This window comes from Dyadobacter chenhuakuii (assembly GCF_023821985.2).
Classification (GTDB): Bacteria; Bacteroidota; Bacteroidia; order Cytophagales; family Spirosomataceae; genus Dyadobacter; species Dyadobacter chenhuakuii.
In genome coordinates this window covers 5346197-5371915 of sequence record NZ_CP098805.1, presented here as the reverse complement: position 1 = coordinate 5371915, position 25719 = coordinate 5346197, and the positions used below count along the sequence as shown (strand labels likewise).

General features: G+C 45.0%; 22 protein-coding genes and 1 tRNA gene. 7 read left to right on the top strand and 16 right to left on the bottom strand.

The annotated features are described in order from the left end of the window. Nucleotides 1-9 precede the first annotated feature (9 nt). Both tsaD and NFI80_RS22425 read left to right on the top strand, forming a co-directional pair. Nucleotides 10-1008 (top strand): tRNA (adenosine(37)-N6)-threonylcarbamoyltransferase complex transferase subunit TsaD, encoded by a 999-nt coding sequence (gene tsaD / locus NFI80_RS22430; protein ID WP_233797375.1) that lies wholly within the window; start codon nt 10-12, stop codon nt 1006-1008. 27 nt (nt 1009-1035) lie between these two features. Continuing rightward, the gene (locus NFI80_RS22425; protein WP_235160418.1) at nt 1036-1833 is read left to right on the top strand and encodes an MOSC domain-containing protein; all 798 of its coding nucleotides are present in this window, start codon (nt 1036-1038) and stop codon (nt 1831-1833) included. 112 nt (nt 1834-1945) lie between these two features. Here NFI80_RS22425 and lpxA read toward each other — a convergent pair whose 3' ends face one another. From lpxA to NFI80_RS22405, 4 genes are all read right to left on the bottom strand, one after another. Next, nucleotides 1946-2758 carry an acyl-ACP--UDP-N-acetylglucosamine O-acyltransferase gene (lpxA, locus tag NFI80_RS22420; protein ID WP_233797377.1) on the bottom strand — a complete coding sequence of 271 codons (813 nt, stop codon included), beginning with the start codon at nt 2756-2758 and terminating at the stop codon, nt 1946-1948. Next, nucleotides 2755-4146 (bottom strand): bifunctional UDP-3-O-[3-hydroxymyristoyl] N-acetylglucosamine deacetylase/3-hydroxyacyl-ACP dehydratase, encoded by a 1392-nt coding sequence (locus NFI80_RS22415; RefSeq protein ID WP_233797378.1) that lies wholly within the window; start codon nt 4144-4146, stop codon nt 2755-2757. The genes lpxA and NFI80_RS22415 overlap by 4 nt, the downstream gene beginning before the upstream one ends. Before the next feature lie 35 nt (nt 4147-4181). Continuing rightward, nucleotides 4182-5228, bottom strand: a complete 1047-nt coding sequence (lpxD, locus tag NFI80_RS22410) for a UDP-3-O-(3-hydroxymyristoyl)glucosamine N-acyltransferase (protein ID WP_233797379.1) — start codon at nt 5226-5228, stop codon at nt 4182-4184. An 82-nt stretch (nt 5229-5310) separates the two neighbouring features. Then, nucleotides 5311-6543 carry an HD domain-containing protein gene (locus NFI80_RS22405; protein ID WP_235160419.1) on the bottom strand — a complete coding sequence of 411 codons (1233 nt, stop codon included), beginning with the start codon at nt 6541-6543 and terminating at the stop codon, nt 5311-5313. A gap of 197 nt (nt 6544-6740) precedes the next feature. Between NFI80_RS22405 and NFI80_RS22400 the strand changes: the two genes are divergently transcribed. The 3 genes from NFI80_RS22400 to NFI80_RS22390 all read left to right on the top strand — a co-directional run bounded on the left by NFI80_RS22400 (nt 6741) and on the right by NFI80_RS22390 (nt 9745). After that, a tRNA-Ile gene (locus NFI80_RS22400) sits at nt 6741-6814 on the top strand. A gap of 712 nt (nt 6815-7526) precedes the next feature. Beyond that, the gene (locus NFI80_RS22395; RefSeq protein ID WP_254414161.1) at nt 7527-9089 is read left to right on the top strand and encodes an FAD-dependent oxidoreductase; all 1563 of its coding nucleotides are present in this window, start codon (nt 7527-7529) and stop codon (nt 9087-9089) included. Between the two features lie 23 nt (nt 9090-9112). Further along, nucleotides 9113-9745 (top strand): TetR/AcrR family transcriptional regulator, encoded by a 633-nt coding sequence (locus NFI80_RS22390; RefSeq protein ID WP_235163889.1) that lies wholly within the window; start codon nt 9113-9115, stop codon nt 9743-9745. A 1065-nt stretch (nt 9746-10810) separates the two neighbouring features. Here NFI80_RS22390 and tal read toward each other — a convergent pair. From tal to NFI80_RS22360, 6 genes are all read right to left on the bottom strand, one after another. Continuing rightward, a complete protein-coding gene (gene tal, locus NFI80_RS22385) occupies nt 10811-11917 on the bottom strand; it encodes a transaldolase (protein WP_235166480.1) in 1107 nt (368 codons plus the stop codon). Between the two features lie 723 nt (nt 11918-12640). Continuing rightward, entirely contained in the window at nt 12641-13108 is a 468-nt protein-coding gene (locus NFI80_RS22380) for a hypothetical protein (protein WP_254414160.1), read from the bottom strand. A gap of 21 nt (nt 13109-13129) precedes the next feature. Further along, entirely contained in the window at nt 13130-13381 is a 252-nt protein-coding gene (locus tag NFI80_RS22375; protein WP_235166482.1) for a hypothetical protein, read from the bottom strand. A gap of 120 nt (nt 13382-13501) precedes the next feature. Further along, the gene (locus NFI80_RS22370) at nt 13502-13936 is read right to left on the bottom strand and encodes a response regulator (protein WP_235166483.1); all 435 of its coding nucleotides are present in this window, start codon (nt 13934-13936) and stop codon (nt 13502-13504) included. A 45-nt stretch (nt 13937-13981) separates the two neighbouring features. After that, nucleotides 13982-15001, bottom strand: coding sequence for a chemotaxis protein CheB (locus NFI80_RS22365; RefSeq protein ID WP_235179815.1), 1020 nt, complete (start codon nt 14999-15001; stop codon nt 13982-13984). Between the two features lie 60 nt (nt 15002-15061). Beyond that, nucleotides 15062-18247: a CheR family methyltransferase gene (locus NFI80_RS22360; RefSeq protein ID WP_252172078.1), complete on the bottom strand. Its 3186-nt coding sequence runs from the start codon at nt 18245-18247 to the stop codon at nt 15062-15064. Nucleotides 18248-18469: 222 nt separating this feature from the next. Here NFI80_RS22360 and NFI80_RS22355 point away from each other — a divergent pair, with 222 nt between their 5' ends. Next, nucleotides 18470-18892: a response regulator gene (locus NFI80_RS22355; protein WP_235166405.1), complete on the top strand. Its 423-nt coding sequence runs from the start codon at nt 18470-18472 to the stop codon at nt 18890-18892. A 317-nt stretch (nt 18893-19209) separates the two neighbouring features. Beyond that, entirely contained in the window at nt 19210-20520 is a 1311-nt protein-coding gene (locus NFI80_RS22350; RefSeq protein WP_235166404.1) for an IS1182 family transposase, read from the top strand. Nucleotides 20521-20833: 313 nt separating this feature from the next. Here NFI80_RS22350 and NFI80_RS22345 read toward each other — a convergent pair whose 3' ends face one another. The 6 genes from NFI80_RS22345 to NFI80_RS22320 all read right to left on the bottom strand — a co-directional run bounded on the left by NFI80_RS22345 (nt 20834) and on the right by NFI80_RS22320 (nt 25607). Further along, nucleotides 20834-21418, bottom strand: coding sequence for a hypothetical protein (locus tag NFI80_RS22345; protein WP_235166403.1), 585 nt, complete (start codon nt 21416-21418; stop codon nt 20834-20836). After that, nucleotides 21415-22350, bottom strand: coding sequence for a relaxase/mobilization nuclease domain-containing protein (locus tag NFI80_RS22340; RefSeq protein ID WP_235166402.1), 936 nt, complete (start codon nt 22348-22350; stop codon nt 21415-21417). The genes NFI80_RS22345 and NFI80_RS22340 overlap by 4 nt, the downstream gene beginning before the upstream one ends. Further along, nucleotides 22340-22717 (bottom strand): MobC family plasmid mobilization relaxosome protein, encoded by a 378-nt coding sequence (locus NFI80_RS22335; RefSeq protein WP_235166401.1) that lies wholly within the window; start codon nt 22715-22717, stop codon nt 22340-22342. The genes NFI80_RS22340 and NFI80_RS22335 overlap by 11 nt, the downstream gene beginning before the upstream one ends. 122 nt (nt 22718-22839) lie before the next feature. Next, a complete protein-coding gene (locus tag NFI80_RS22330) occupies nt 22840-23769 on the bottom strand; it encodes a DUF8464 domain-containing protein (protein ID WP_235166400.1) in 930 nt (309 codons plus the stop codon). Nucleotides 23770-24035: 266 nt separating this feature from the next. Next, complete coding sequence (locus NFI80_RS22325) at nt 24036-25265, bottom strand: primase-helicase family protein (RefSeq protein ID WP_235166399.1); 1230 nt, start codon at nt 25263-25265, stop codon at nt 24036-24038. A gap of 12 nt (nt 25266-25277) precedes the next feature. Further along, a complete protein-coding gene (locus NFI80_RS22320; RefSeq protein ID WP_235166398.1) occupies nt 25278-25607 on the bottom strand; it encodes a helix-turn-helix domain-containing protein in 330 nt (109 codons plus the stop codon). Nucleotides 25608-25719 lie beyond the last annotated feature (112 nt).

Genomic DNA, 25719 nt, shown 5'->3' with positions numbered 1-25719 from the left:
TCAACAAATATGAATATCCTCGCCATTGAATCGTCTTGTGACGAAACCTCCGCAGCCGTAATCACTAACGGGAAAATCTGCTCCAATGTTGTTGCTACGCAACTGATTCACACACAATATGGCGGCGTGGTTCCCGAACTTGCTTCGCGGGCACACCAGCAACACATTCTGCCTGTGGTAGATAACGCGCTGAACGATGCAAAAGTAGCAAAAAAAGACCTGGATGCCATTGCTTTTACCAAAGGACCGGGGTTATTAGGTGCTTTGCTGGTAGGGACTTCATTTGCCAAATCCATGGCATTGGGGCTCAATATTCCGCTTATCGAGATCAATCACATGCAAGCGCACGTGCTCGCGCATTTCATCGATGATCCCAAACCTGCATTTCCTTTTCTCTGCCTCACCGTCAGCGGCGGGCATACGCAGATTGTGAAGGTTACCGGGCCACTGGAAATGGAAATTATTGGTGAGACAAAAGACGATGCTGTGGGCGAAGCATTTGATAAAACAGCCAAATTGCTCGATCTGCCCTATCCTGGCGGACCGTTGATCGATAAATATGCCGCTTTGGGTAACCCGAATGCTTACCCTTTCCCGCTTCCTGAAATGCCCGGGCTGGACTTTTCTTTCAGTGGGATCAAGACTTCGTTTATGTATTTTTTGCAAAAACGGGTGCGTGAGAATCCTGGTTTCATCGGTGAAAATATCAATGATATCTGTGCGAGCATTCAGTTTACATTGGTGGACATCTTGTTGAAAAAACTAAAAAAAGCGTCGCGGGAAACGGGCATTAAGGAAATTGCAATCGCCGGCGGTGTCTCTGCGAACTCGGGATTACGGAAATCACTGCTTGAATTGGGGGAAAAACTGGGATGGAAAGTGTACATTCCGGCATTCGAATACTGCACAGATAATGCAGCCATGATTGCGATGGCAGCGCATTATAAGTTTGAAGCCAGGGATTTTACGGATCAAACTGTAAGTCCGCTCGCCCGGATGGAATTTTAAAAGTCATGAATAAAACACCTTTGAACAATGCGTTTATCAGAAATTTGGATCTATCCGGTCAAGTCGTTGGGTGGAATTCGCCTTACCGAGGCTAATGTCGAAGAAAGAGGCCTGCAGTACGATCGTCGCTGGCTCATCATTGACGAAAACAATGTGTTTATCACGCAAAGGGTTTTTGGTCAAATGGCCCTGATCGATGTCGCGCTGGAATCAAGTGGACTTAAAATATTTTTGAGAAACAATCCCAAAAACAATGTGATCCTTCCTTACGAACCTGGTTCTGGGAAAAAGGTCTCTGTAACGATCTGGGACGACATTGTGAATGCGGTAACAGTTTCTGATGAAGCGGATGCCTGGCTCTCGGCGCAACTGGATAAGCGCGTCAGGCTTGTAATGATGCCGGAATCAACAGAGCGAAAGGCGGATCCGAAATATGCCAGCAATGGAGAGAATGTGAGCTTTGCGGATGGATTTCCATTCCTTGTCATATCTCAGGCCTCACTGGACGAGTTAAATTCCCGGTTGGAAGAACCGATTTCCATGGTCCGTTTTCGCCCAAATTTCGTGATTGCTGAAACAATGCCTTTCGAAGAAGATCAATGGAAGCGTATCCGGGTGGGAGAACTGGATTTTGAAATTGTAAAACCTTGCGGCCGGTGCGTGCTGATAACCGTCGACCCGGCAACAGGCGAAAAAGGCGCAGAGCCCCTGAAAACACTGGCATCTTACCGAAGGGTCAACAACAAGGTGCTTTTCGGACAGAATATGGTAGCAAGTAATTTTGGGCTTGTTAAGGAAGGGGATGCATTAGAAGTGGTTGAATAACAGCGAAAGCCGGAAATTTGCTTCAAGATTCTTTTAGATTTCATGCGTAAAAAAAGCCCGGGAAAACAATCCCGGGCTTCATATATTTTAACAAAATCCAATTGGAAAATCCCTAAGGCTGCGCTTCTGCTTCGGTGGTTCCGTTTGTCTGGAAAGGGCTTTTCATAATCCCTCTTTCCGAATTACGGATGAAATTAATGACCACATCCCGCTCGTTGGATGGCGGCAATTCCAGTTCTATTTTTTGCAGAGCTTCCGCATTGTTCAGGCCGCGCATGTATATGTAGCGGTAAATGTTCTGGATCTCGTTAATCTTTTCGTTGCTGTAACCACGTCTGCGCAGCCCTACCGAATTGATCCCGGCATAGGAAATGGGTTCACGCGCCGCTTTTGTAAAGGGCGGCACATCCTTCCGGACCAATGTTGCCCCAGAAACGAAAGCATGCGAACCGATTTTAACAAACTGATGAACAGCGCTTAACGCACTCACAATCGCCCAGTCGCCTACATGTACGTGACCTGCCATTTGCACATTGTTGCCGATAATGCAGCTGTTTCCAACCCGGCAATCGTGCGCCACGTGGGCGTAAGCCATGATCAGGCAGTCGGAGCCGACCACCGTTTTCCAATGTTCCTCGGTTCCGCGGCTGATCGTCGCATACTCGCGGATGGTGGTGTTATCTCCGATGATAGTGAATGTGTATTCGTTGTTATATTTAAGATCCTGGGGCGTCGATGCAATGACAGCTCCCGGAAAGATCCGGCAGTTTTTTCCTATTCTCGCGCCTGAATTAATAACAGCGTGTGATCCTATCCATGAGCCCTCACCAATTTCAACATCGGAATGTATCATTGCGAATGGTTCAATTTCTACATTCTGAGCGATCTTAGCGTCAGGATGAATATATGCTAATGATTGAGTCATTTTTTCTTTACCAGGCTTGCTATCATATCCGCTTCACACACCAACTGTCCGGCTACGTATCCCCGGCCACTCATTTTCACGATCCCTCTTTTCATCGGAGAAGTGAATTCACATTTAAATATCACCGTATCCCCGGGGAACACATTGCGGCGGAAGCGGCAAGCATCAATTCCGATCAGATAAGGCCAGTAATTATCAGGATCCGGCACGCTCGTTAAAACAAGGATACCGCCCGTCTGCGCCATCGCTTCCAATTGTAAAACGCCCGGCATAACAGGGTTTCCAGGGAAATGCCCTAAGAAAAACTGCTCATTGATCGTCACATTTTTCACGCCTACCACGCTGTTTTCGTCCAGCGCGATGATCTTATCGATCATCTGGAACGGATAACGGTGCGCAAGCAGCTGACCGATCTGGTTAATATCAAAGACCGGCGCTTTATTCGGGTCGTATTGAGGAATATCCCCTTTGCCGGATTTTATTAGTTTCTTAATTTTTTTGGCCAAAGCCACATTGGCCGCATGTCCCGGACGGGCAGCCAAAATCTGCGCCTTGATCGGACGGCCTACCAGTGCAAGGTCCCCGATCAGGTCCAGCAGCTTGTGCCGCGCCATTTCGTTCGGATAATGCAGGTCAACGTTGTTGAGAATGCCTTTTGACTTATTAACACTCACCTTAGGCTTGCTCAAAAGCTGCGAAAGATGGTCCAACTCGCCATCCTGCACTTCACGATCCACAATAACAATCGCATTCGTCAGGTCGCCGCCTTTGATCAGGTTTTGACCGTATAACGCTTCAAGTTCGTGTAAGAATACAAATGTGCGGCATTCTGCGATATCGTCTTTAAATAATGTAATATCGTTCAGGGATGCGTGCTGACTGCTGATGACCGTGGAATTATAGTCAACCATGACGGTCAGACGATAATCGGACAGCGGCAGCGCCACAAGTTCCGTGTCAGTTTCTTTATTCATATAATGCACATATTCAGGAACTTCGAAGTAATTCCTGTATGCATTTTGTTCTTCAATGCCTGCATCGAGCAAAGCATCTACAAACTTGATGGAACTTCCGTCCATGATCGGCGGCTCGGGGCCGTCGAGCTGGATGAGCACATTGTCAATTTGCAAACCAACCAATGCTGCTAATGTATGCTCAACCGTATGGATCCGTGCTCCGTTTTGTTCAATGGTGGTTCCGCGCGACAGGTCGACAACATTGTCGACGTCGGCATCTACGATTGGCTGGTCGGGTAAATCAATGCGTTGAAACTTGTATCCGTGGTTGGCAGGGGCTGGTACAAATGTCATTGTAGCCACCACACCTGTATGTAAACCTACTCCTGTTACGGATACAGACTTGGAAATGGTTTGTTGTTTTTCGTTCATTATAAATTTCCTTTTCTTCTTAAAGGCGCGTTGTATTATTGACCCTGAAAATCGGATGTTTCGTGTTTATTTTCCAGATCTTTCAGCCTTTCTTCTATTTCGGGGAGCCTTCTTACGAGGGCCATGGATCTTAAATGTTCGTTCAAATCCCTTGCTGGCGAGCCTGATAGCGAAAGTCCTTCCTTTTTGATGGATTTCCCTAATCCGCTCTGGGCGCCGATTTTGGTTTTATTAGCAATCGTAATGTGTCCCACAATCCCAACTTGTCCGGCAACAACACACTGTTCGCCTACCGTCGTCGATCCTGAGATTCCGGACTGTGCTGCAATTACGGTATTTTTTCCAATCTCTACATTATGTGCGATTTGCACGAGATTATCTATTTTAACCCCTTTGCGAATAATTGTAGAACCCATTGTCGCACAATCGATTGTGGAATTGGACCCAACACTTACATCATCTTCGAGAATCACATTGCCAAGCTGCGGAATTGTTTTATAAGTCCCGTCAGTTTGCGGTGCAAAACCGAACCCATCGCTTCCAATGACTGTATTAGCGAAGATCACGCAGTTTTTACCAATGATCGTGTTGTCATAAATACGGACACCGGGATGGATAACCGAATTGTCGCCAATTTCAATGTTATCTCCGAGATATGTGTTTGGATAAATCTTTACGCTATTCCCGATCACGCAGTTTTTACCAATGTAGGAAAATGCGCCCCGGTAGCAATTCTCGCCGGTCTGACTGTTCTCTCCGATAAAACTAGGCTGTTCAACCCCTGTTTTGCCACCGGCGATGCGTTTTTGATATTCTTCTAGCAGGATTGTGAATGCGGTGTAAGCGTTTTCGACATAGATCAGGGTTGTCGAAATCTCTTTTTTAGGAACAAAATCCTTGTTGACAATAACGGCAGAGGATTGTGTTGTATATATGTAAGGTTCGTATTTACTATTGGCTAAAAAGGAAATACAGCCCGGACGCCCTTCTTCAATTTTAGCAGCCGAATCAATTGTAATTTTTTCATTTCCAACAATGGTTCCATCAAGCATTTGAGCAATCTCGCTGACAGTAAATTTCATATATTTTCGGCTAATTTCGGGTAACGAATATCGAGTACTTATAGTGGATTTTGAAAAGGGCTTTTTCTTTTAACGATCCTGACTAACCACGCAAAGATACATTTTTAGCCCAACATACATAGTACTTGCGTACAATCTTAGTGAGCGCCTTAATGGTTGGTATATCGGATGCATCGGCAATGTCCAGCAGCGCGCCGCCCTTCATTTTCACCCGGATCGGGTCGAGTTCTTTTGCATAAGCCCAGTTGGTTGTTTCGCCGCTTACCAGAAAATAATCCATCTGCTCCTCAGCAACGCCTGCTTCCAGAAGCTGTCCCCGTAAGTCAGCAAGCAATGCCTCGCTTGGGGGAGCATCATAGAAAGTAATTTTAAACAACTGCCGGTTCAGGAGCATGGTACAGAGCGTCGAGAGAACGGGATCACTATGTGTTCGCCAGCCCTTTACAGAAGCCCATACGTCGTTATCATCCAAACCGTTGAACGAATCGAGCAGATCCTGGTGTATATCAAAGTCCTCAAGGCTGTAATTATTGTGCAGAAACCTCGCAAAATCCGGTGTGGCAAATAATGTTGCACCGCTTTCCGACAATTCACGGGCCCTTTGCAGCAGCTGGGTGAGCATGGCCTGCGCGCTTAGCAATGTTTTATGCAGATAAACCTGCCAGTACATGAGCCTCCGCGCATGCAGGAAATTTTCAATGCTAAGCAAGCCTTTTTCCTCTACTACCAGCTGGTCTTCGCTCACATCAAGCATTTTAATGAGTCTGTCGGCACCGATAGAACCCTCAATCACACCCGTATAAAAACTATCGCGGTTGAGATAATCCATCCGGTCCATATCCAGCTGGCTGGAAACCATTTGATGGAAAAACTTTCTGGGATAAGTCCCCTCAAACATCTGAATAGCCAGATCCAGCCTTCCCTCCATTTGCCGGTTCAAAGCTTTCATCATCACCAGCGTAATAGATTCATGGGCAACATGCTGTAATAAAACACTTTCCAAAACGTGGGAAAACGGTCCATGACCCAGGTCGTGGAGTAAAATCGCAGCTTGCGCGGCCTCAAATTCTGGTTCCGAAATGGCGTGGCCTTTTTGTTGCAATACTTTGAGGGCTTGTCCCATGAGGTGCATGGCGCCCAGTGCGTGATGGAAGCGGGTATGCAGTGCGCCAGGATAAACGACATCTGCCAATCCCAGTTGCTTAATCCGCCTCAAACGCTGAAAATAGGGATGATCAACCAGGTCGTAAAGCAGATCAGAAGAGATAGATATAAACCCGTAAACGGGATCGTTAATGATTTTCCTTTTATTCAAAGCTCGATTTTTTGGCAAAAGTAATAAACAAGCAACGGACAAAAGAAGTTATTCTTATCAATATGATTTGGAGAATTGCCGCTATTAAGTAATTTTGCAGTCCATTAACGGGCCTATAGCTCATTCGGTTAGAGCAACTGACCGCGCGGCGTCCGCTCATAATCAGTAGGTGCCTGGCCTATCCAGGAAAAAGTAACGGGCCTATAGCTCATTCGGTTAGAGCAACTGACTCATAATCAGTAGGTGCCTGGTTCGATCCCAGGTGGGCCCACTTAAAAATCAAGGACTTACAAGATAAAACTTGTAAGTCCTTTTTTATTTGCAAACAATTTGCAAACATTTTGAGGGGTGTAAAAGATCCGCCAGAAAAGTTGGAAATCAGACGAAATCTTTTTTGGAGCGTGTTTGATCCATCATTTTAAAGAGCAGTGCAAGACAGATCTGACATTATGTAACCAAAAATCATTGATAATTACATTTTAACCCTGTTGTTGAAATACACTGTAATTTGATTGGATGTACCACTAAAATGAACTCTTTCAGCTCGCTTTCTGCCAGAATTAGGCCACCGAAGTGTCGAGTGCTAGTGTACGGAAATACCACCGGTTTTTTAAGGCTGACGAAGCGGTTACATATTGTTATAAAAACGGATGAATACTTATTGCTTAGTTGGTAGTACAGCGCCAAACGGTATTAAGACGAATGTCCGCTTATAATAAAAGCAAGAGCTATGTGATGTTGTAGCGAATATGGTGCACCAATTAGCCATCTGGAAATACGACGCATAATTCAGTAATGAAAAATGTTCCTTTTCAAACTTGCCATCTCCTTGCCTTCAGAAAGGAATTGGACAAAGCCCGTTTGATAAGCCATACGCTTTTTAGATGCCGCTACAACGCAAGTTAAATTAATGACTAAAAAGTCAATAATTTAACTTGCGTTGAACTTTTGCATTTGACTTCCTGTTGCAAAGTAAATAGTTAATGACTCAAAAGTCAACAACTCAAACAGGATCTAAAATGACACAAACAGACATTCTCATTGTAGGAGCAGGCCCCACTGGCCTCGCTCACGCTTTATGGCTTACCAAACAAGGTCTTAAAGTTAGGATCATCGATAAGAGCAGCGGACCGGGCGAGACTTCTCGCGCCATGGCGGTTCAGGCCCGCACCTTAGAATTCTACCGGCAGCTTGATATGACTGATGCGGTCGTGTCGGCTGGCTATAAGACCCCGGCTATGAACATGTGGGTTCGTGGCAAGCGCCAGGCTCAGGTCAAATTGTTAGATGCCGGGCAGGAAATATCACCTTACCCTTTTGTCCTGGTATATCCCCAGGATCGCCATGAACGCCTGTTAGTAGACCGTTTGCAGTCATTAGGGATAGAAGTCGAACGCCAGACCGAATTGGTGTCGTTTGAAGACAAAGGAGATAAAGTTACCGCTCTCTTAAAGCATAAGGATGGGCAGGAAGAAACCTGCCAAGCGCTATATTTAGCTGGATGTGATGGCGCGCGTTCGCCGATCCGCCACCAAATTGGCAGCGGCTTTGAAGGCGGCACCTATAAGCAGGTGTTCTATGTGGCCGACGTAGTAGCAACTGGGGTGAATCCTGCCGGGGAAGCCCAGATTGCCTTCGAAAAGTCTGAATTCATTTTGATGATGCCTTATACGAACACAAACCAGTACCGGTTAATTGGCATTGTTCGTGACGAACGTGCCGAGCATCCCGAAAACCTTACCTTCGAGGATGTAGGTCATGAAGCAATCAAGGCCCTTAATATTAAAATCGAACAAGTGAACTGGTTCTCTACCTACCGGGTCCACCATCGCGTCACCGATCACTTTCGAAAAGGCCGTGTTTTCCTACTTGGCGATGCTGCGCACGTTCATAGTCCTGCTGGTGGCCAAGGTATGAATACGGGCATCATGGATGCAATCAACTTGGCTTGGAAGCTTGCGGCTGTGGTGAAAGGACAAGCTCCCGACAGCCTGCTCGACAGTTATGAGACTGAGCGCCAAGCGTTCGCTTACACGCTGGTAGAAACCACGGATCGTCTCTTCACCTTTGCCACAGCCGAAGGCAATTTTGCCGAATTCGTGCGTAACCGCATATCTCCGCTTTTCATCAGCGTTGCTTATAAGCTTGAAAGTGTACGGGAGTATATGTTTCGCGTCGTTTCTCAAACAACATTAAGTTATCATAAAAGTCCATTAAGTATTGGAAAGGCCGGTAGTGTCCATGGTGGTGACCGGTTACCTTGGGTACCCTTTTCAGGGAATGATAATTATGATTCGCTCTCAACAATACAATGGCAGGTACATGTATACGGTGAACCTAAACCGGATCTAAAAACATGGTGCGATCAACATAAACTTCCACTTCATACCTTTGCATGGCAATCGGCATATCAGAAAGCTGGTTTGGCGCAAGATGCGACCTATCTTTTGCGGCCTGACACTTACATTGCCTTGGCAGATCCGGAAGGATCAGTAGCTACACTTGACCAATATTTTAACGAGCGGGGAATTAATTTTAATTTATAAGTCCAAAGGGGGCAAAGATAAACGTGACAGACAACAAGCCTAAATGGAACCGACGTAAGGAGGCTCGGCCGACTGAGATTATTGAAGCAGCCATGCACGTGTTTATTGAACACGGGTTTGCAGCTACTAAGCTAACCGACGTCGCTAGTCGTGCTGGCATTGTCAAAGGAACCCTTTATCGTTATTACGAAACAAAGGAGGACTTGTTTCGGGCGGTTGTCCAGCACGCCGTTTCGGTCAATCTGCAAGAAATTGAAAATGCGGCAAAAGCTTTGCGAGGATCTTTTGTGGAACTGGTGCCAGATCTATTAGGACGTGCAGCTGAAAAGATGAGCCAGAGCCACATTCCGGCTTTGGCCCTGCTCGTTATCAGCGAGAGTCATAGTTTTCCCGATCTGGCCGGTATTTGGCATGACAATGTTGTGGCCAAAGTCCTGTCAATGCTAACAGACTTAATTACAGAAGCACAGAAACGTGGTGAGATTCGTCCCGGAGATCCAAAAGCTTTTGCGTTCTCAATAGTTGGCCCCATGGTAATGGCTGTCTTATTTCAGGAGGTGTTAGGTACTGGGAGTAACCACCTTCCAGACCTAGCAACCTTGGCCAAACAGCATGCCGAGACAATACTAAGAGGGATAATCGTTACAGAGGTCTAATCTTTGACTTCCCAACAAAATGCAGAACAACTAAAAGAAGTGACCAAACTCGTAGACGCTGGTATAATTCGAACGATCATTACAGCGGATCGACCGGTTGCTGATTAACTTGCCCAGGTGCATAAGGACTCTGGTAGCGCCAATGGCAAAGTTCTACTTGCGTTGAAAAACCTTAAAGTGCGTAGGTTAAGATAATTGGTCATCTACTAGCACAAGCCTGCTCAGCGTTCCCCGTGATCCATCGATAACATGTTTCAACAATCAATAATTTATTGCCAAATTGTAAGTAGGCTTTAATTGAAGTTTTCATGATGACTAGTGACTGTTTGAATAAACGAGCTATACTGCAAAGTATCGCTGTAATAAACAGTACAAAACAATTCTAAAATTCACAACAAAACGGGAAGGTAAACACAGGTGGTCTAGAGTACATAAATACCACCGAATTTTTTCACCTAGAATTGCATAGATATAACTTATAACTCGATATATATTGCGAGAATACGAGGCACCGTGTCAATTTGCCACATTCTATTAAACGTAGAATGGCAAATTGTCTATGGATAAGAAGTTTGAAGGTTTACGCTTATTATTTTAGAAACGTGAAGGTGCCTGGGTTGCAAATACCCACCAGATTCGCAATCAGCTTTACATGGTCTGGTTAAGCTGGACATTATACTTTGCAACTCGTCCACTGCCTGGCGGTAATGGTATTATACCAAAGGATTGGGCCACATACTAGCTAGAAACTACAATCAATTTTTAATCGCTAATAATAAATGGCTAAGCTGGAATCGGTGGGTTAAACAATTAGGTGGAGCACCATTTGTTTCCTAAGATCTGCCACGCCCATTACCCAGACAATGCTGGGACTGTAAAGAAGACCGCTGCTGAATTTGAATTGTCTTACCGTTAAACCTAACACTAATGGTTGCCTTAGAGGCCCCTACTGTTAGTCTGAAACATTTTGGAACACAGATTTTAGGATGCGATTGTATAAATATGCCTGATGATCACCGGACATTCAGAAATGAGCAGGCATATTATGATGGGTATAGCATTAGATTACACTCCGGCTTGTTCTTTCTGCTTTTCAATCGCATCCAGCAGTTTCTGAAAAGGCTCGGTGAACTTGTCTATTCCCTCATTTTCGAGCTGGACAGCCACAGCTTCCATATCAATCCCTCCGGCCTTTATTTTTTCCAAAATAGATGCTGCGCTGTCCAGGTCTTCTTCCAGGCGGCTTGCCGGATCTCCGTGATCCCGGAATGCTTCCAGCGTTTGCAGCGGAATGGTGTTGACCGTGTCTGGTCCAATGAGTGCTTCCACATACCGGGTGTCTTTGAAAGCAGGATCCTTACTACTGGTACTCGCCCACAGCAACCGCTGCGGTACTGCACCTTTTTCAGATAGCTTCTTCCAGCGCTCAGAGCTGAACAGTTTTTTATATATCTGGTAAGCCGTTTTTGCAGATGCGATGGCAACTTGCCCGCGCAGATCACCCAGCCCATTCTTGTCTAAAAACGGGTCTACCAAAATGTCGATCCGGCTCAAAAAGAAGCTCGCAACAGAAGAAACATGGTTAATGGGCAGTCCTTGTTTTTCCCTTTTTTCCAGTCCCGAAATATATGCTTCCACGACTGCTTCATAACGTATAAGGCTGAAAAGCAAGGTAACATTCACATTAATTCCCTCACTGATTGCTGTCTCGATGGCAATAATGCCCGCCTGGGTTCCAGGGATTTTAATCATTACATTGTCCTTATCAACCTGCTCCCAGAGCTCGCGCGCCTGCTTGATGGTAGCCTGGGTATCACGTGCCAGGAACGGGGACACTTCCAGGCTTACATAGCCATCAGCGCCAACCACGTCTTCTTGATTGTATACAGGTGCCAGCACATCGCATGCTAGTTTGATATCAGACACAGCCAGTCCAAAAAATACTTCATCCGTACTCAGACCTTCATTAGTCAGGCGGGCAATGTCCTGATCGTAATCGGAACTGCTGCTGATGGCCTTTTCAAAAATAGCCGGGTTGGATGTCACACCACGCACACCGTCTTCATCAATCAATTTCTTTAATTCTCCCGAGAAAATGATCTTGCGGTCAATGAAATCAAGCCAGATGCTCTGGCCATAATCATGTATCTGTTTTACCTTATTATTGTCCATATTCAAATCTGATTTTAGTGTATTGAATGCGATTATTTATTCTTTGTCAATCATGCCGGCAACTGACCGCAATACAGTTGCCAAAGCTGCCAGCAGTGAAGGCCTTCTCCTTCTGCGCCAATTTTCGGTGCGATCAGTAAATATGTTGCCAGCTCGTGCCGCGCTTCCCCAAAATCATCAAACTGATCAATGCTGCGGCAAATAAAGGCAAGCTAAAAAACTCTTTGAAGATCTGACTTGCCCCTGGTCTGATTACCTCGCCCGCTTTATCAGACCAACATATGATGGGGTGTGTAATACGTTGTCTATAAATGTCATAAAGTAATAATTAGTGCCGGATCTGGTGAATGGAGCCTTGCCTAGCAATTATCGATCCACTCAGCGCTTCTTACATCAAACTTTATTGATTTCCCAGACACGGCAGCAAGAAAGCTGCGCGAGAGATTGGAGCACTTTTAAACTAATTTAAGTTGCTCACCGATGGGATGTTTGGACCATATTTGTGCTATGCACTTGACACGCGAAACAAGCCATACTTGTAACAACCTTTACACCAATTCAGACCACATTTGGATCTATCTATCAAGGACAAGGTGGCACTGCACACCAGTTATCAGTTAATCCAGGATGCTGAGCCCCCTTTTAAATTGTCGGAGTTAATATTTCTTTTGGAAGGTTTTAACCACTAAAAGCCTGGTGCTTTTAATTGCCATTTGGAAAAAGTTACCGGAGTATTGGGGCCTTACCATAAATGATCAATGAACGAGCTGGCAGCGTCAACCGGACTGATTTACCATTCCTGTCTTCAACATTTAACTCGGCCGGGATTTGTTGGGGACCAAATAAAAGGTATAATTTTTCATCTGGTGCATACAAGTCTTTATCTATGGTTACATATACTATTGCCTGTTTATGCTGATCCAGGTTTATAGCACATAGGATTTCTTGCCCATTTAAAATCTTTGACCAAGCAAAAATCTTTTCTACACCACTAATATTACTGTTTGAGTTGGTGAATGTTGTCCCGTTCTCAGAACTCGGCCGCCAATAGTGCGAGCCATTTTTAATAGCTGGTTGCAAACCCATAAGTGATTGCAGGCCGGCCATCGCAGTAGGGTTTACTTTAAATTCTTTCCAAAAATTCTGTATTTCAGTGCCGGTATCGCCTGGTAGCCATTCGTTGCCATTCATTGTTTCCATTGTAATATCCATCTAAACACATGCCTTCAAAAAGTCTTTTACCTCATTTAGACTGGCTTGAAGCTCCGTTAAAAGCTGCGCAGTAACACGCTGCAAGCGCAAATTCTGCTTGATTTTCGGCTTGGTGATTTTGTCTTTCCCAAACGCAGACATGAAATGCTTCGAACCAATCCTTTCAATTTCTGCCTTATGTTGACTTGGCAAATTTTCATTTAATTGTATTTCGGGCAGCGTTTTTTTCTCGGCGCCATCTTCTTCTTCCATTTGTACTGGCCTAAGGCCTAGCCCTGCTCCTTACCTGGTTTTCGCGAGCTTTGCAGTCATTACTCTATGTCTTTCATCTAACCTGCAAACGGAGCCCAGTGCCTTCCCTACATTCACTTATTACTGAGCATTTTTGATATATTTTGGTGATTCACATTCTTGCCAGTACTCCACAATCTTTGCTATCATTTCTTTTAATCTATCATAATTACTTGGTTTGATAAAGAATCCCTGAATCGACCTTGAATACGCCTCGATCACATGCTTTTGTTCGGCACTGGTAGAAAAGAAAAGATATGGGATGGATTTGAGTCTCAAATCTTCATTGTTATGAATTTTTTCATACAGTTCCATCCCATTTAATTTTGGCATGTTAATGTCAGAAAGAACAAGAAAAGGTTCAATATTTATATGTGTCAAGTATTCCAAAGCTTGAACACCGTCTCCAAAGAAAACCAGCTCATTCTCATAATTCAATTCTTTGAATATTTCAGACAGGATATCCTGGTCGTCCATGTCATCTTCTATAATTACAATAGGTCCTTTTTTATTCATAACTGTTTATTGTTCTGATCCTTAGTAAGTACTGAAAAACGTGCATTAAGTGGGTGTATCCTGAGCAGTCCCCTTGTCATCAGCAAGCAGGATCGCCTTAATCCGGTCAATGTGCACCAGGGAAAGCTCTGCCCGTTCGAGCGCCGACTTCTTGATTGCCCCGGTTTGCTCTTTTGCAAAAGTGGTCAAAAGGTTCCTTCTTTCTTCAAACATCCGGAGCGCCGTCCACATCGTCTCTTCGATCTTCAAGGTTTGCTCGGCGATCAAAGCCTGCGCGGTATAAGCATGACCTGTATGGCAGCGGTAGCGTGTCAGAGGGCCTTTGTCCACTTTCCATAGCACACCACCACAGCCAGGGCAATTAAACGGAACCTGATCTCCCAGGGAATTGACAGCAGGTAAATCGCTTAACACGCGTTTGGCAATCTTTGCTTCGATCATTATATCTTTGGGGATCGGCCTGCTTTTTTCTGGTTTTGCCGCCAGGAGCTGATACAGTAAACCGCCCATTTCCATAAGAGGCAAGCAAAAATCGACTTCCACCTGTTTAATAGCATTGGCAGGCATATCAGGATATTCTGCATCTGCCGGATCTTGAACTATGCAGGTCCCGCCGCACCGCTTGATAGCAATCATCCCGGCCGTTCCGTCATCCAGATAACCCGTTAACAGAACCCCAATCACCTTGCTACCGAAAACAACGGCCGCCGACCTGAACAATGGATCAATCGCCGGCCGGGAGCGGTTTTCCTGCGCTCCTTTGGTAACCAGGATCTTCTGGTCATCACCAATCATCAAATGATGATCAGACGGTGCCAGGTACAAATGCCCATTTTTAAGGCTTTCCCCATTTACCGCATGCTGACAGTGGATATTGGTTTGCTTGTTAAGCACGTCTAAAAAAACGTCCCCCGTCGCGTCCGCTGAAATATGCTGGACAACCAGTATCGGCGCTGGAAAATCTTCTTGCAATTGGTTTATTAATATTTTCAATGCATTAAGGCCGCCAGCAGACGTGCCGATGACTACAACTTTTTCTGACGGGGAAAATTTGTTTTTTGCCATAGTAATTTGGTGATAAAGCGTAAATGATCTTGGTAAACCGTAGCACTCATTAGCTGTCTATTATTGCAGCCCGGCTACCGGGAAATAGATCACAAATTTGCTTCCCGTACCGAGTGCGCTTTCAACCCGGATATTGCCACCGGCAGCATCGATTATTTTCTTTGCCAGATAAAGCCCTATGCCCTGCCCTTCATGATCAGTTTGGAGCCTGTGGTATTTGTGAAAGATTTTATCAATGTCGCCTTCGGCTATGCCAGTCCCATTATCCTGGACTGTCAGGGCAGTGAATTCACCGACACGCAAAGTTTGAATGGTGACAACAGGTGTATCCTCTGATCGGTACTTGATCGCATTTGACACCAAGTTGAACAAGATGCTTCTCAGGTTCTTTTTAGAAAAAAGGATTTGACTCACTTTCAAATCGCTTGTGATCACCGCGCCGGTCTGCTTGATCTTATCGCCCAGGCTCCACAGGATGCTTTCCAAAATTTCATTCATATTAACCATCTCAGTCAAAAGAGCCTGGTCTTCAATTTTGGCTACTGTACCAATGTCCTTGATCAGGGCCCCGAACTTATTAACTGAATTGCCGATAATGTTTAAAATCGGTTTTAGTTCTACATCGTCTGCCCGCATTTCAGTTAATAGGCCGATACTGATACCTATATTACTGAGCGGTCCTAGCAGGTCATGAGATGCCGTATGTACAAAATTGTCCAGGTCGCCGTTAATGCGGGTCAGGATTTCATTCTTTTTGTCCAGCTGGTGTTGTATCTCTTTCAGGCTGGTAATTTCATTGAAAGTAATAATGGCACCCGTCCTTTTATTGCCAAGCTGCTGGATATAGGGCATCGTCATGACCTGGTACCATTTTCCATCATTGGCCTGGATTTCGCGGGTTATAGGATAACCGTTGTCCAGGACATGACTTATGTCATCAGAAAGGGTTTCGAACCTGAAATTGGTCGAGATATTACTGATTGGACGCCCAATGTCGCTTTCAACCAAGTTAATATGCCGGACGGTCCCAGGCGAAAATCGCATCAGGCGAAGATCTGAGCTGATAAAGAGCTGGCCATTGATGTTGCTTTTGAAATAATTGTTCAGATCATCGTTAAGCTCTAAGAGCTCGCGGTTCTTTAACTGGTAATCTGCATTAATCGTGTGCAGCTCTTCATTGATGGACTGCATTTCCTCATTGGTACTCTGCATTTCTTCGTTAGCCGAGAGTAGTTCTTCATTAAACGATTGCATATTCTCATTGAGTGCAAACAGCTTTTCGCTGGCAGCAGCCAGTTGCTCTTTCAGCTCTTTGTTTTCTTGCTCTAAAAACGTGGTATAGTCGTCCAGATAGAGCTTCTCGTCAAACTGCATTGCGCTTGCTGGCAAGCCCGAACCTTCATCTTCGGTGAACTGTACGACCAGGAACCCATTAGGCCGGCCTTTGAAGACCATCGGGCTAACCGACAGGGTTACTTTGATTGTCTGCTGTCCCTGCTGGATCTGCACCCCTGTGACCACTGCTTTTTTATGGGTTTCATTAACCTTCTTGCAGGCTGTCTTGAAGGCAATGTTTAATGGGCCTGGTAAAAGCTCGGACAGATCTGACGTTAAAATCTTTTGGGTAAGGAACTTGTCGGTTGGGCCATAAGATTTAAGGACCCTGTTGTTTTCATCAACACAAATCAGCAGGCTCTGGTCTTCGTTAAAGATGGTTTCATGGATTGCCCCATCCAGGGTGCGGTCGGGAATTTTATTTGTTTCTGGCTGAGAAACCCCTACGCTGGCCGGCTTATGGTATGTATATTCTGGCAGTGTAAACGTTTCAAAGTTTACCGAGGGGATAGCATCCAGTTTTTTATAGATCTTTGCATTTTTATCAATGACTTTAAGGCTTTTTAATATGGGCGACGGGTTCTCGCTAGACCCTAAAAACAGGTAACCCTCCGGTTTAAGCCCGAAAAGGAGCATGTGATAAATTTTCTGCTGCAAAGTCGGGGTAATGTAAATCAGCAGGTTGCGGCAGCTGATCAGATGCATATTGCAGTAGGGCGGGTTTTTTACCAAATCGTGCCTGGAAAAAATGACCATCTTCCGTAATGCAGCAGTTACCTTGTAATCTTCCCCTTCCTGCACAAAGTACTTTTCCAGGTAGGATTGCGGCATTTGGGCCACCACAGCAGCAGTGTAAATGCCTTTGCCAGCATGCGCCAGGGCAGCAGTGTCAATATCGGTAGCAAAGATTTTTACATCATGGTCTTGAATCTTTTCTCCCAAAAGTTCTCGCACCAGAATAGCCATCGAGTAGGCTTCTTCGCCCGTCGCGCAGCCAGTAACCCATATCCGGATCTCCTGGCCAGTGGAAAGACTTTTAATTATAGAAGGGAGTACCCGTTTTTTTAGCGTATCAAATGCTTCGGTGTCCCTGAAAAAAGCAGTCACGCTGATCAGGAAATCTTTGGCAAGCGCATCTATTTCATCTGGAGAACCTTTGGCAAATTCCAGGTAAGCTTCCAGGTGTTCGAAATTGTTATAGGCCGCCCTTCTTTTAATCCGGCGCAAAATGGTAGACTGCTTGTAATCTGAGAAATCCAGTGGAAGCTGCTGGCTGATAAGCTCGATCAAACCGGCCATGTTTTCTCCATCAGAGATGCTGGCAGCAAGTAGTTCAATTTCCCGCTTGACATATTCTTCGATGGCACCAGGCATCGCCTCGGGCTCCACAATGAAATCCACCATTCCAGTGGCAATGGCATTGGAAGGCATGCTGCTGAATTCAGTAGTTTCCGGGTTTCGGGCAACCACCATCCCGCCTGCTTTTTTGATGGCCTTGACGCCATCGCTGCCATCAGAGCCCAGGCCCGACAGGATCACGCCAATCGCCTTGGGGCCGTAGTCAGCGGCAAGGGAAGATAAGAAGGTATTAATGGTCATGTGCGGGCCACGCACGTTGGTTTTATCACTTAAATGTAAGTGTCCCCTTTTAATGGTCATAAATTTATCCCCGGGGATCACATAGACGAAATTGGCCGCAATGCCCGTCCCTTCTACTGCCTGCACCATGGTCAGCTCGCTGTACCGGGAGAGGACTTCTGTTAGCCTGCTTTCATAATCAGCGGATAAATGCTGGACTACAATGTAGGCAACACCATCAAGGGGTGTATTCTCAAAAAAAGAAATCAGCTCATCCAGTCCTCCGGCTGATGCGCCGATGGCAACGATGTGATTTGGTTCAATTGAATTCATTAGAAAGGTAAGGTAGGTGCATGATGTGACTATAAGTCTCACATCATCAAATAATTATTCCTATAAGGTATAAAAAGTTATTGGGGTTGGCACAATGTTTTTCCCATTAAGCAACCAGGCGTTAACTAATCACTTGCCTGTTTGAAGGTAAGCTATGTGTATGTGACTTAATATAACAAGCTTCATACGTAGGTGTTTAATCTACGCTAAACTTATTATCAAATGGATAAAAATGGCCCAATTATCATTATAGAAGATGACCCTGACGACAAATTCGTATTGGAAGAAGTTTTCTGTGAATTAGGATACCCTAATCCACGGATGTATTTTACGGATGGCCAATCGGCATTGGATTATCTTTATACCAGCAAAGACCTGCCTTTTATTATTATTTCAGATATTAACCTGCCACAGTTAAATGGATTAGAGCTTAGGAGAAAGGTACAGACCGACGCAGAACTCAGTCTTAAGTGCATTCCCTACGTTTACTTTACCACAGCGATCAATCAGCAGGTTGTTATTGACGCATATAGCACATCTGCACAAGGCTTTTTTGTTAAGCCAGGCGAATACGATGAAGTTAAGGCAACAATTAAAGTGATGATTGACTATTGGAAAAGGTGCGCGGCCCCTAATAATTTTTGAAGGCACCACATGATACCGGTTTGGCTCATTTACGAACCCCAATACAGTTAAACAGTTAACAATGAATACCAGTAGCATACGTCTTCGCAAGTGACATTTAAAGGTGGGTGCCATTTCTGTTTACTGTACTAGAAAGCCTTAATTTAGCTTCTATTCTAAGTAAATCGCATCAACCTCGCCTCTTGGAAGAATTTCGAAAATACCACGGTGGCCGTTGCAGAACTCAATGAAAAACAGCCTAAATCTATTCAATAGCTGCTGGGATTTTTGTATCTTCAGGAATGCAAGGAAGAAAAAATTACTCCGAAAAGTTATTCATGAACTTCCAGTTATCCGAGCGGATTCCAAAGGATAATTTTTACAGGAGGCTCAAAGAGACGCTCGATTTACAGTTTCTATACAACGACACGCGCGAGCTGTACGGCAAAACCGGTAATCCTTCAATCGATCCGGTTGTGTTCTTCAAATTGATGCTGACTGGATATCTGGAAAACATCACATCTGATCGTCGCTTGATGGAGCACTGTTCTATGCGAATGGATATTCTTTACTTTTTGGGATATGACATAGATGAACAGCTGCCTTGGCATTCCACAATCAGTCGCACGCGCCAGTTGTATCCTGCAGCGGTTTTCGAGAGCTTATTTAATAAGGTCTTTACCTTGTGTGTTGATAAAGGCATGGTCAGTGGCCATACTCAGGCAATGGACTCAGCTCCCATTAAGGCAAATGCTTCAATGGAAAGCCTCGAACTCAAAAAGCCATTTCAATCTATTGAAAGGCATTTTGAGGTTGTAGATTCAGAAAACAACCAGCAAACACAGGTCAAAATATCGAGTTCCGTTGGGTTGATTACCGCGCCCCAGCATCATTTGAACCGGGTTAAGTATAACCATGACAAACTGAGAAAGAATCCGGTCGGTGCCGCTGGCGCTGCACACGAAAAAGCTCAACTATATAGCAACAAAACGCATTACAGCCCTAATGATCCGGATGCCCGTATTTCAGTAAAACCTGGCAAAGCCAGAAAGCTCAATTATCATTGCAGCATGTCCGTGGATACTGCCGAAGGTGTCATTAGCCATATTCAGGCTGATTTTGCAGATGGACGGGATAGTCAATACTTGCCAGATATGACTGTTAAAGTTCAGTCCCGACTTAGAGAAAATGAGCTTCATATGACCGATCTTTTGGCTGATGCCGGCTATTCTAACGGTCCTAACTACGAATTTTTAGAGCTAAAAAACATAACCGGATGGATACCGCCTTTCGGTATGTATAAAGCAGAAAGAGAAGGGTTTGCTTACGACAAAGAAAAGGATGAGTTTACCTGCACTATGGGAAAGACGATTTCCTTCAAAAGATTTGACCGAAATGCAGATGGGCGGTTGCAAAAGAGTTACCGGGCATCTCGAAAAGACTGTATTCCATGTGTTTTAAAAGAATCTTGCACTCCAAACTTGCCGTGTAAAAGAATACAAACCACTGCATATGACGAACCCTACCGAAGAGCTCACGACAGACAGCAAAGTAAACGGGGACACAGAATGAAAAAGTTACGTCAAAGTACAGTGGAGCCAGTCTTCGGCAGTTTGGTTTATCATTACGGATTGAAAAAATTAATGTGATAGGCAAAGCAGGAGCCCATAAGGTTATGTTAATGGCTGCTACCTGCTTCAACCTCAAAAAATATCTTAAATCAATCAAAAGAAAGACCCTCAAAAGCGGAGCATTAGAAGCTCCGAAGTCCATAATCAACAACTTTATCGGCTGTCCACCTATTTCCCCTGCCTTTTCTCATGCATTTTGATAAAGAATCAGATAATCACAAATCTTGAACTTTTGAAAAACAGTTCTGCAACGGCCACGGTGGTATTTCTGTACCGACCGTCACAATATCATTTGTGAAGAGCTGATTGCACTTCTCCTCAATCAGGTAACTTATTCCTTTTTAAGTTGTTTGAGCAACTCCTTCGCTTTCTTGGCCTCCATTTGCTTGTGTTTCAAAAGTTCTTCCGCCTCTTTAATTGTTAGCTCATTTGCCTCACGCTTCTGGGTTTCAAGTTCAGCCAGGGCAGGATCTTCATAGTAAATACTATCCACTCGCGCGGTAAGCGCCGGACTGAGCTGCCTGGCAACACGAAATTTGAGATCCGTTTCTTTCAGTCGGCTGCTTTCGTTGTAATAGCTTATAGCTACTGCGATGCTTATGGCCGTTGAGAGCAGCAAGGCTGCTGCCGAGATAATGAAGCCCTTCGATTGAATGTCAAAATGATGGTGGTGCCTTACTTGGGATTCCTTGGGGACGTTTAAAACCGCTTGCTGAATCTGGGAAAGGTAAGTCTCTAAATATTGACTTGACAAATTGTGTTTTAAATGCTTTTTTAGCTCAATTAGCGTATCGGAAAGCGTCTTGTTTTGAGATTCACTGGCCGTTTGGATCAGCTTCTCAATCGATGCATTTTTCCTTATTACAAGTGAAAGCACTTCTTCAATCGATTCGAGTTGTTCTTCTATCTTTTTCATAAGCTTTGTCCTAAGTATTTTTTACGTTTTTTCTTTTTTGATGGATTCAAACTCTGCTGGTCAAATTGCTGGACAGGTCGTAGCAAGTCATCCAGTATTCGATCGTCCGGGATCTGCTGGGGGAGGGTTACAAGCCGGAATCTTTCTTGTGAGTAGTCAGGTGGATATTGGGGCTGCATCCGAAACTGCTGCGACATCATCAGTTTCTGGTTATGCCGGAGTAGTGCGTCCAGCTTGCCAAAGCTCAGGCTACGGTCGATCTTTGATCCTTTGAATTGCAAATCGCCTTTGGCGAAGCTGACACCCTGAATCTCACTTGTGCCAGATTTGTATTTAAAGATGGTCTGGATGCCTTGCCTTTCCAGCTTGGCGCGCAATTCATTCCAACTGCCAGCGGTTGCGCTTGCTGCCTTGATTGTATCATACAATTCATACCTGACTTCGTCTGCACCTTTAAGCTGCTGCCGGTTAACCTGCTGTTTTCCCTTCCCAAAATAATAGCCGTATTTGAGGGTGATCTCTTCGCATACTTTGTGGTTTCTTTCTTTTTGAAACCGGTCTGAGATCGTCTTGCCTTCATTGTTCACCCGGTTGTAGATGATATGCAGATGGGGATGATATTTATCCTGGTGCTCGACCAGGATAAACTGCGTGCCGGTGATCTTCATTTTTTCCATGTACTCCAATGCACGCTGCTTCATGGTCTCAGGTGATAGTCTGGCTGCATCTTCCTTGCTCCAACTAAGCGAGATATGCCCGACTGCCTTTGTCAGGTCAGGGTTCAGTTTTCTCTGCATATTGAAATCATCAATCACGGAGCGAACTTCATTTGTTCTCACACCTTCGGCTAGCAGCAGACTCGCCCCCTGCTTTTCCATCGCATACCGGATTACGCCGCCGAAGCTGCTGCCAATCGTTACCTTACCGATCATCGCTACCAAGCTTTTTCAGGATTGCATCGATTTGTGAAAGCAGCTCTTTGCAAGATTGCCGGATGAATGTCAATCCTTCCTTATGGGCAAGGTGCGTGAGCTGGTTCAAGTTATTAGCCACGCCTGTCAGTGTCCTCAGGTGCCTAAGGTCATCGGGTTTGAGCCTGGCTAAAACTTTTGCTTTCTTGGCAGCTTGCCGCATCCAGGCGCTTGGTCTCATGCCCGCATCCCTTGCTTTTTCTTCGATCAGAAAACGCTCGGTTTCTGTCAGCCTAACCATCAGCTGGCTCTGCCTTTTTACCTTTTTAGGAGGCCTGCCGCCTTTGGGATTGTAGGGCCTTCGGTCTTTGATTTCTGTCTTTTCCATCTCACATTCCATTATCTGTGTTAAACCTATTGCGACCAACGGGAGAAAAAGGCAAGTTTCAGTCACGCGGGAGCGGGACGGGTTTTTGCGAAGCGAAAACACAAACTTGCTCTCTGAAGACTTTACAAATGCAGCCCGCCAGACTTTTTGAAAGTCTGCTGTTTTTTGATCTGCTTTTCGGGCGATTTGCTTGCCATTAAAAGCTCGTTGAGATCCTTGTGGTTATGATAAATACCCGAGGCGTCCACGCACTTTAGTCCCGCATCCTGATATTTTCCTAATAGCTTTTTTCCTGCTTCGTCCCGGTCTGGATAAATGAAAGCGGTCCGGTAATCTTTGAGAATTTTCAGGCTCCGGTCTGCCAGACTGACGGAATTGAGCACCAGAAAATCGCTTTGGACCGGCGTGTGTTTTCGCAGTGTTAAAAGGGAAAGGAAATCCATGAAGCCTTCCAATACACACACTGACTTGTGCCCGCTATTGATATGGGTAATGTCCTTTGGGGATGATGAGCCTTTGAAGTGTAGGCTTCTGAGCTCAAAACCTCCTGAGCGATTCTCGAATCCCGCCGCATAGTAGCTTTTGTCTCCAACCTGATAGTAGACTTCCTTGCAATATTCCATGGCAATAGAGAGGTCAATGCCGCGATTTTGCAGGTATTGGCTGATAGCAACGTTACTACCCAAATCCTTTGTGTTTGTTATCTGGATTACCGGTTGTTTGGTTTCAGGCGTAACGTTCCTATCTATATGCGCATTCCGTTCAACGGACTGTTGCGGGTGAAACAAAAAATGTTCAGACCCAAATTTTTTCAGCAATGCTTTAGTATCGCACCGGAAAATCTGACGGCCCAAGTCTATGATATCGCCTCCCTGGCCGCTGCCGTGGTCATAGTATAGGTTCAATTTTGCATTGACCTTGAATGATGGCGTCTTCTCATCACGCAAAGGGGAGAGGTACCAATAGTCCTGGCCCCTGACGTATTGCGGATGGATGTTGCAGTTTTGCAGGAGTTCGACAATGGAAATCTCCCTGGCTTGTTCACAAGTCATAGTGATCGTTTTGATGTTGAATGAATGGATTTCGAAAACCGCGGTTTTTACGAGGTTAATGCACCTTGTTTTTTGATGATTTGATGAAAATTGTATTTAAGAACTTGAAAACAAGTAAGTTATCGCTCATCAGGACTTCATCATTTTCATCAACTTTTTGTCCTTTGAGCCGCAAACCTTCATCGTATTTGTATTTTAATGAAGCTTTGATGAACATTTGATGAATGATATCGTATTCACAAGCAGTTACTTATATTCTCTTTTCATCAAATCATCAGTTTATCAAGCTGGTCCTGGTCAATTTGATAGTAGCGCCCACGGTGCTGGCTTTCAAAGACACTGCTATCAGAAAGTAGGGTGTACCTGGTATAGGCATTCGAATTAGGGCTTGGTTTTAAGCCCCACTCGGTCTGCAATACACGCTTGATCTGTGTAGAATCGATACCACGCATCCCGCGCGTGGCAAGCCAGTTCAATGCGTCAGCTGTGCAAAAACATAACTTCGAAAGATCTCTGGCATCCATCACGTATTGAAGCGCCTCTATCAATTCAAGCTCGACCCTGCTGCGGTTGCGTTTGATCAGCTTTTTGAGCGCAGGTGTTTGGATCTGTTTCACATCAAACCACATCCTGGACTGGTTGGTGCTCCAAAGCGGGCGATTGAGCAAGAAATCCAGAAATGCCGGGATTTCTGAGTGCAACTCGGTTAGCAAGCGGATGTTTTCTTTTGCAAAAGGCTCGATTTTTCTGACCCAGTACCGGGTCTCACCAGGCTCGATGAAGACGAAACTGTCCTCATTATTGGAACAAAGCACGAACTTACCAAAGAACTCCACTTCGTTGCGGTCCTTGCCCTTTGCCTCAGACTTGTATTTAAGCGCCGTACTCAGGTTTTTGATCCTTTCACTATCCTGCTTTCGTTCCAGGAACGTCTCGTCGATCGCAATGATCAATGCCGATACCCAGTCATCATTGAAGTTCGAGCTGAATTCTTCATTGGTGTTAACGGTCATATTCCGGCCGAAAATCGATTTAAGAAAATTAAGGAAGGTTGTTTTTCCCGTGCTCCGTTCCCTGCTGACCAGACAAAGGATGGGCAGCTTCTGAAGGGGATTTTTCAAAAGCAACGTCAGGTAGTCAAGCCCAAGTTCGTACTGGTCCCCGAAGATATGCCTCACGAATTCTTGACATGTTTCACATTTTCCTGCCTTAGCCTCATGTTCAAAGGGGTGGTAAAGGTTATAAAACTTACCGACGACCTGTTGGAAACCGAAATGATCGGGGAACAGGCAGAAACCGTGCAGCTTGGGGATCTCTGAAACGAAATCCCTCCCATAATCGGCTTTGATGCATTCGACTGACCAAAGGGACAATTTACTTTCAAATGACCCGTCCAGGTTTGGACGGTCAACCAGTTTGTAATAGCTGGTCCCAATCCGGACGTATCCCGTCCTTGTTATTGCAGTGGCAATATATTGCTCGTGTTTGGCTTTCATGACAAGGAGGTTTTAGCGGTTTGACCGGAGCCATTCGATCAGCTCTTTGCGGAAGAAAATGTTTCGGCTGCCACTTTTGTGAAAGGGGATCTTGCCTTGTGAGCAGTAGGCATAGACCGTCTGCTTTGATTTTTTCACCAGCAATGCGGCTTCCTCGATCTCCATGGGGTGTTCGGTATCGTCGGCTATCTTTCTGGTGATCACGCGCTCTACGACTGTCTCGATCAGCGGCTCGGATACATTTAGCAGTGCTTTCTCGACAAGTCTCTGGACAAGGCCGTCAAATGTCGTCTCTTCCTCCCGGTAGGTGGTTTTGGTAATGTTTGATGGGTAAGTTTTCATTTTTGCAATTGTTAATAGTGGTTGATAAACAATTGCAAATGAAATTCGGAGAGGCGTCAAAATTGGTCATCTGACATGACAAGAGACCCGACATTGATAAACAGAAGTAAAT

Bases quoted from the DNA above. Each gene is read 5' to 3' on its own strand.
- NFI80_RS22340 (WP_235166402.1), bottom strand. From the start codon at position 22,350: ATGATCGGTAAGGTAACGATTGGCAGCAGCTTCGGCGGCGTAATCCGG.
- NFI80_RS22355 (WP_235166405.1), top strand. From the start codon at position 18,470: ATGGATAAAAATGGCCCAATTATCATTATAGAAGATGACCCTGACGAC.
- tal (WP_235166480.1), bottom strand. From the start codon at position 11,917: ATGGACAATAATAAGGTAAAACAGATACATGATTATGGCCAGAGCATC.
- tsaD (WP_233797375.1), top strand. From the start codon at position 10: ATGAATATCCTCGCCATTGAATCGTCTTGTGACGAAACCTCCGCAGCC.
- NFI80_RS22425 (WP_235160418.1), top strand. From the start codon at position 1,036: ATGCGTTTATCAGAAATTTGGATCTATCCGGTCAAGTCGTTGGGTGGA.
- NFI80_RS22370 (WP_235166483.1), bottom strand. From the start codon at position 13,936: ATGAATAAAAAAGGACCTATTGTAATTATAGAAGATGACATGGACGAC.
- NFI80_RS22325 (WP_235166399.1), bottom strand. From the start codon at position 25,265: ATGAAAGCCAAACACGAGCAATATATTGCCACTGCAATAACAAGGACG.
- NFI80_RS22365 (WP_235179815.1), bottom strand. From the start codon at position 15,001: ATGGCAAAAAACAAATTTTCCCCGTCAGAAAAAGTTGTAGTCATCGGC.
- NFI80_RS22330 (WP_235166400.1), bottom strand. From the start codon at position 23,769: ATGACTTGTGAACAAGCCAGGGAGATTTCCATTGTCGAACTCCTGCAA.
- NFI80_RS22320 (WP_235166398.1), bottom strand. From the start codon at position 25,607: ATGAAAACTTACCCATCAAACATTACCAAAACCACCTACCGGGAGGAA.
- lpxA (WP_233797377.1), bottom strand. From the start codon at position 2,758: ATGACTCAATCATTAGCATATATTCATCCTGACGCTAAGATCGCTCAG.
- NFI80_RS22375 (WP_235166482.1), bottom strand. From the start codon at position 13,381: ATGGAAGAAGAAGATGGCGCCGAGAAAAAAACGCTGCCCGAAATACAA.
- NFI80_RS22350 (WP_235166404.1), top strand. From the start codon at position 19,210: ATGAACTTCCAGTTATCCGAGCGGATTCCAAAGGATAATTTTTACAGG.
- NFI80_RS22345 (WP_235166403.1), bottom strand. From the start codon at position 21,418: ATGAAAAAGATAGAAGAACAACTCGAATCGATTGAAGAAGTGCTTTCA.
- NFI80_RS22380 (WP_254414160.1), bottom strand. From the start codon at position 13,108: ATGAATGGCAACGAATGGCTACCAGGCGATACCGGCACTGAAATACAG.
- NFI80_RS22395 (WP_254414161.1), top strand. From the start codon at position 7,527: ATGACTCAAAAGTCAACAACTCAAACAGGATCTAAAATGACACAAACA.
- NFI80_RS22415 (WP_233797378.1), bottom strand. From the start codon at position 4,146: ATGAACGAAAAACAACAAACCATTTCCAAGTCTGTATCCGTAACAGGA.
- NFI80_RS22360 (WP_252172078.1), bottom strand. From the start codon at position 18,247: ATGAATTCAATTGAACCAAATCACATCGTTGCCATCGGCGCATCAGCC.
- NFI80_RS22335 (WP_235166401.1), bottom strand. From the start codon at position 22,717: ATGGAAAAGACAGAAATCAAAGACCGAAGGCCCTACAATCCCAAAGGC.
- lpxD (WP_233797379.1), bottom strand. From the start codon at position 5,228: ATGAAATTTACTGTCAGCGAGATTGCTCAAATGCTTGATGGAACCATT.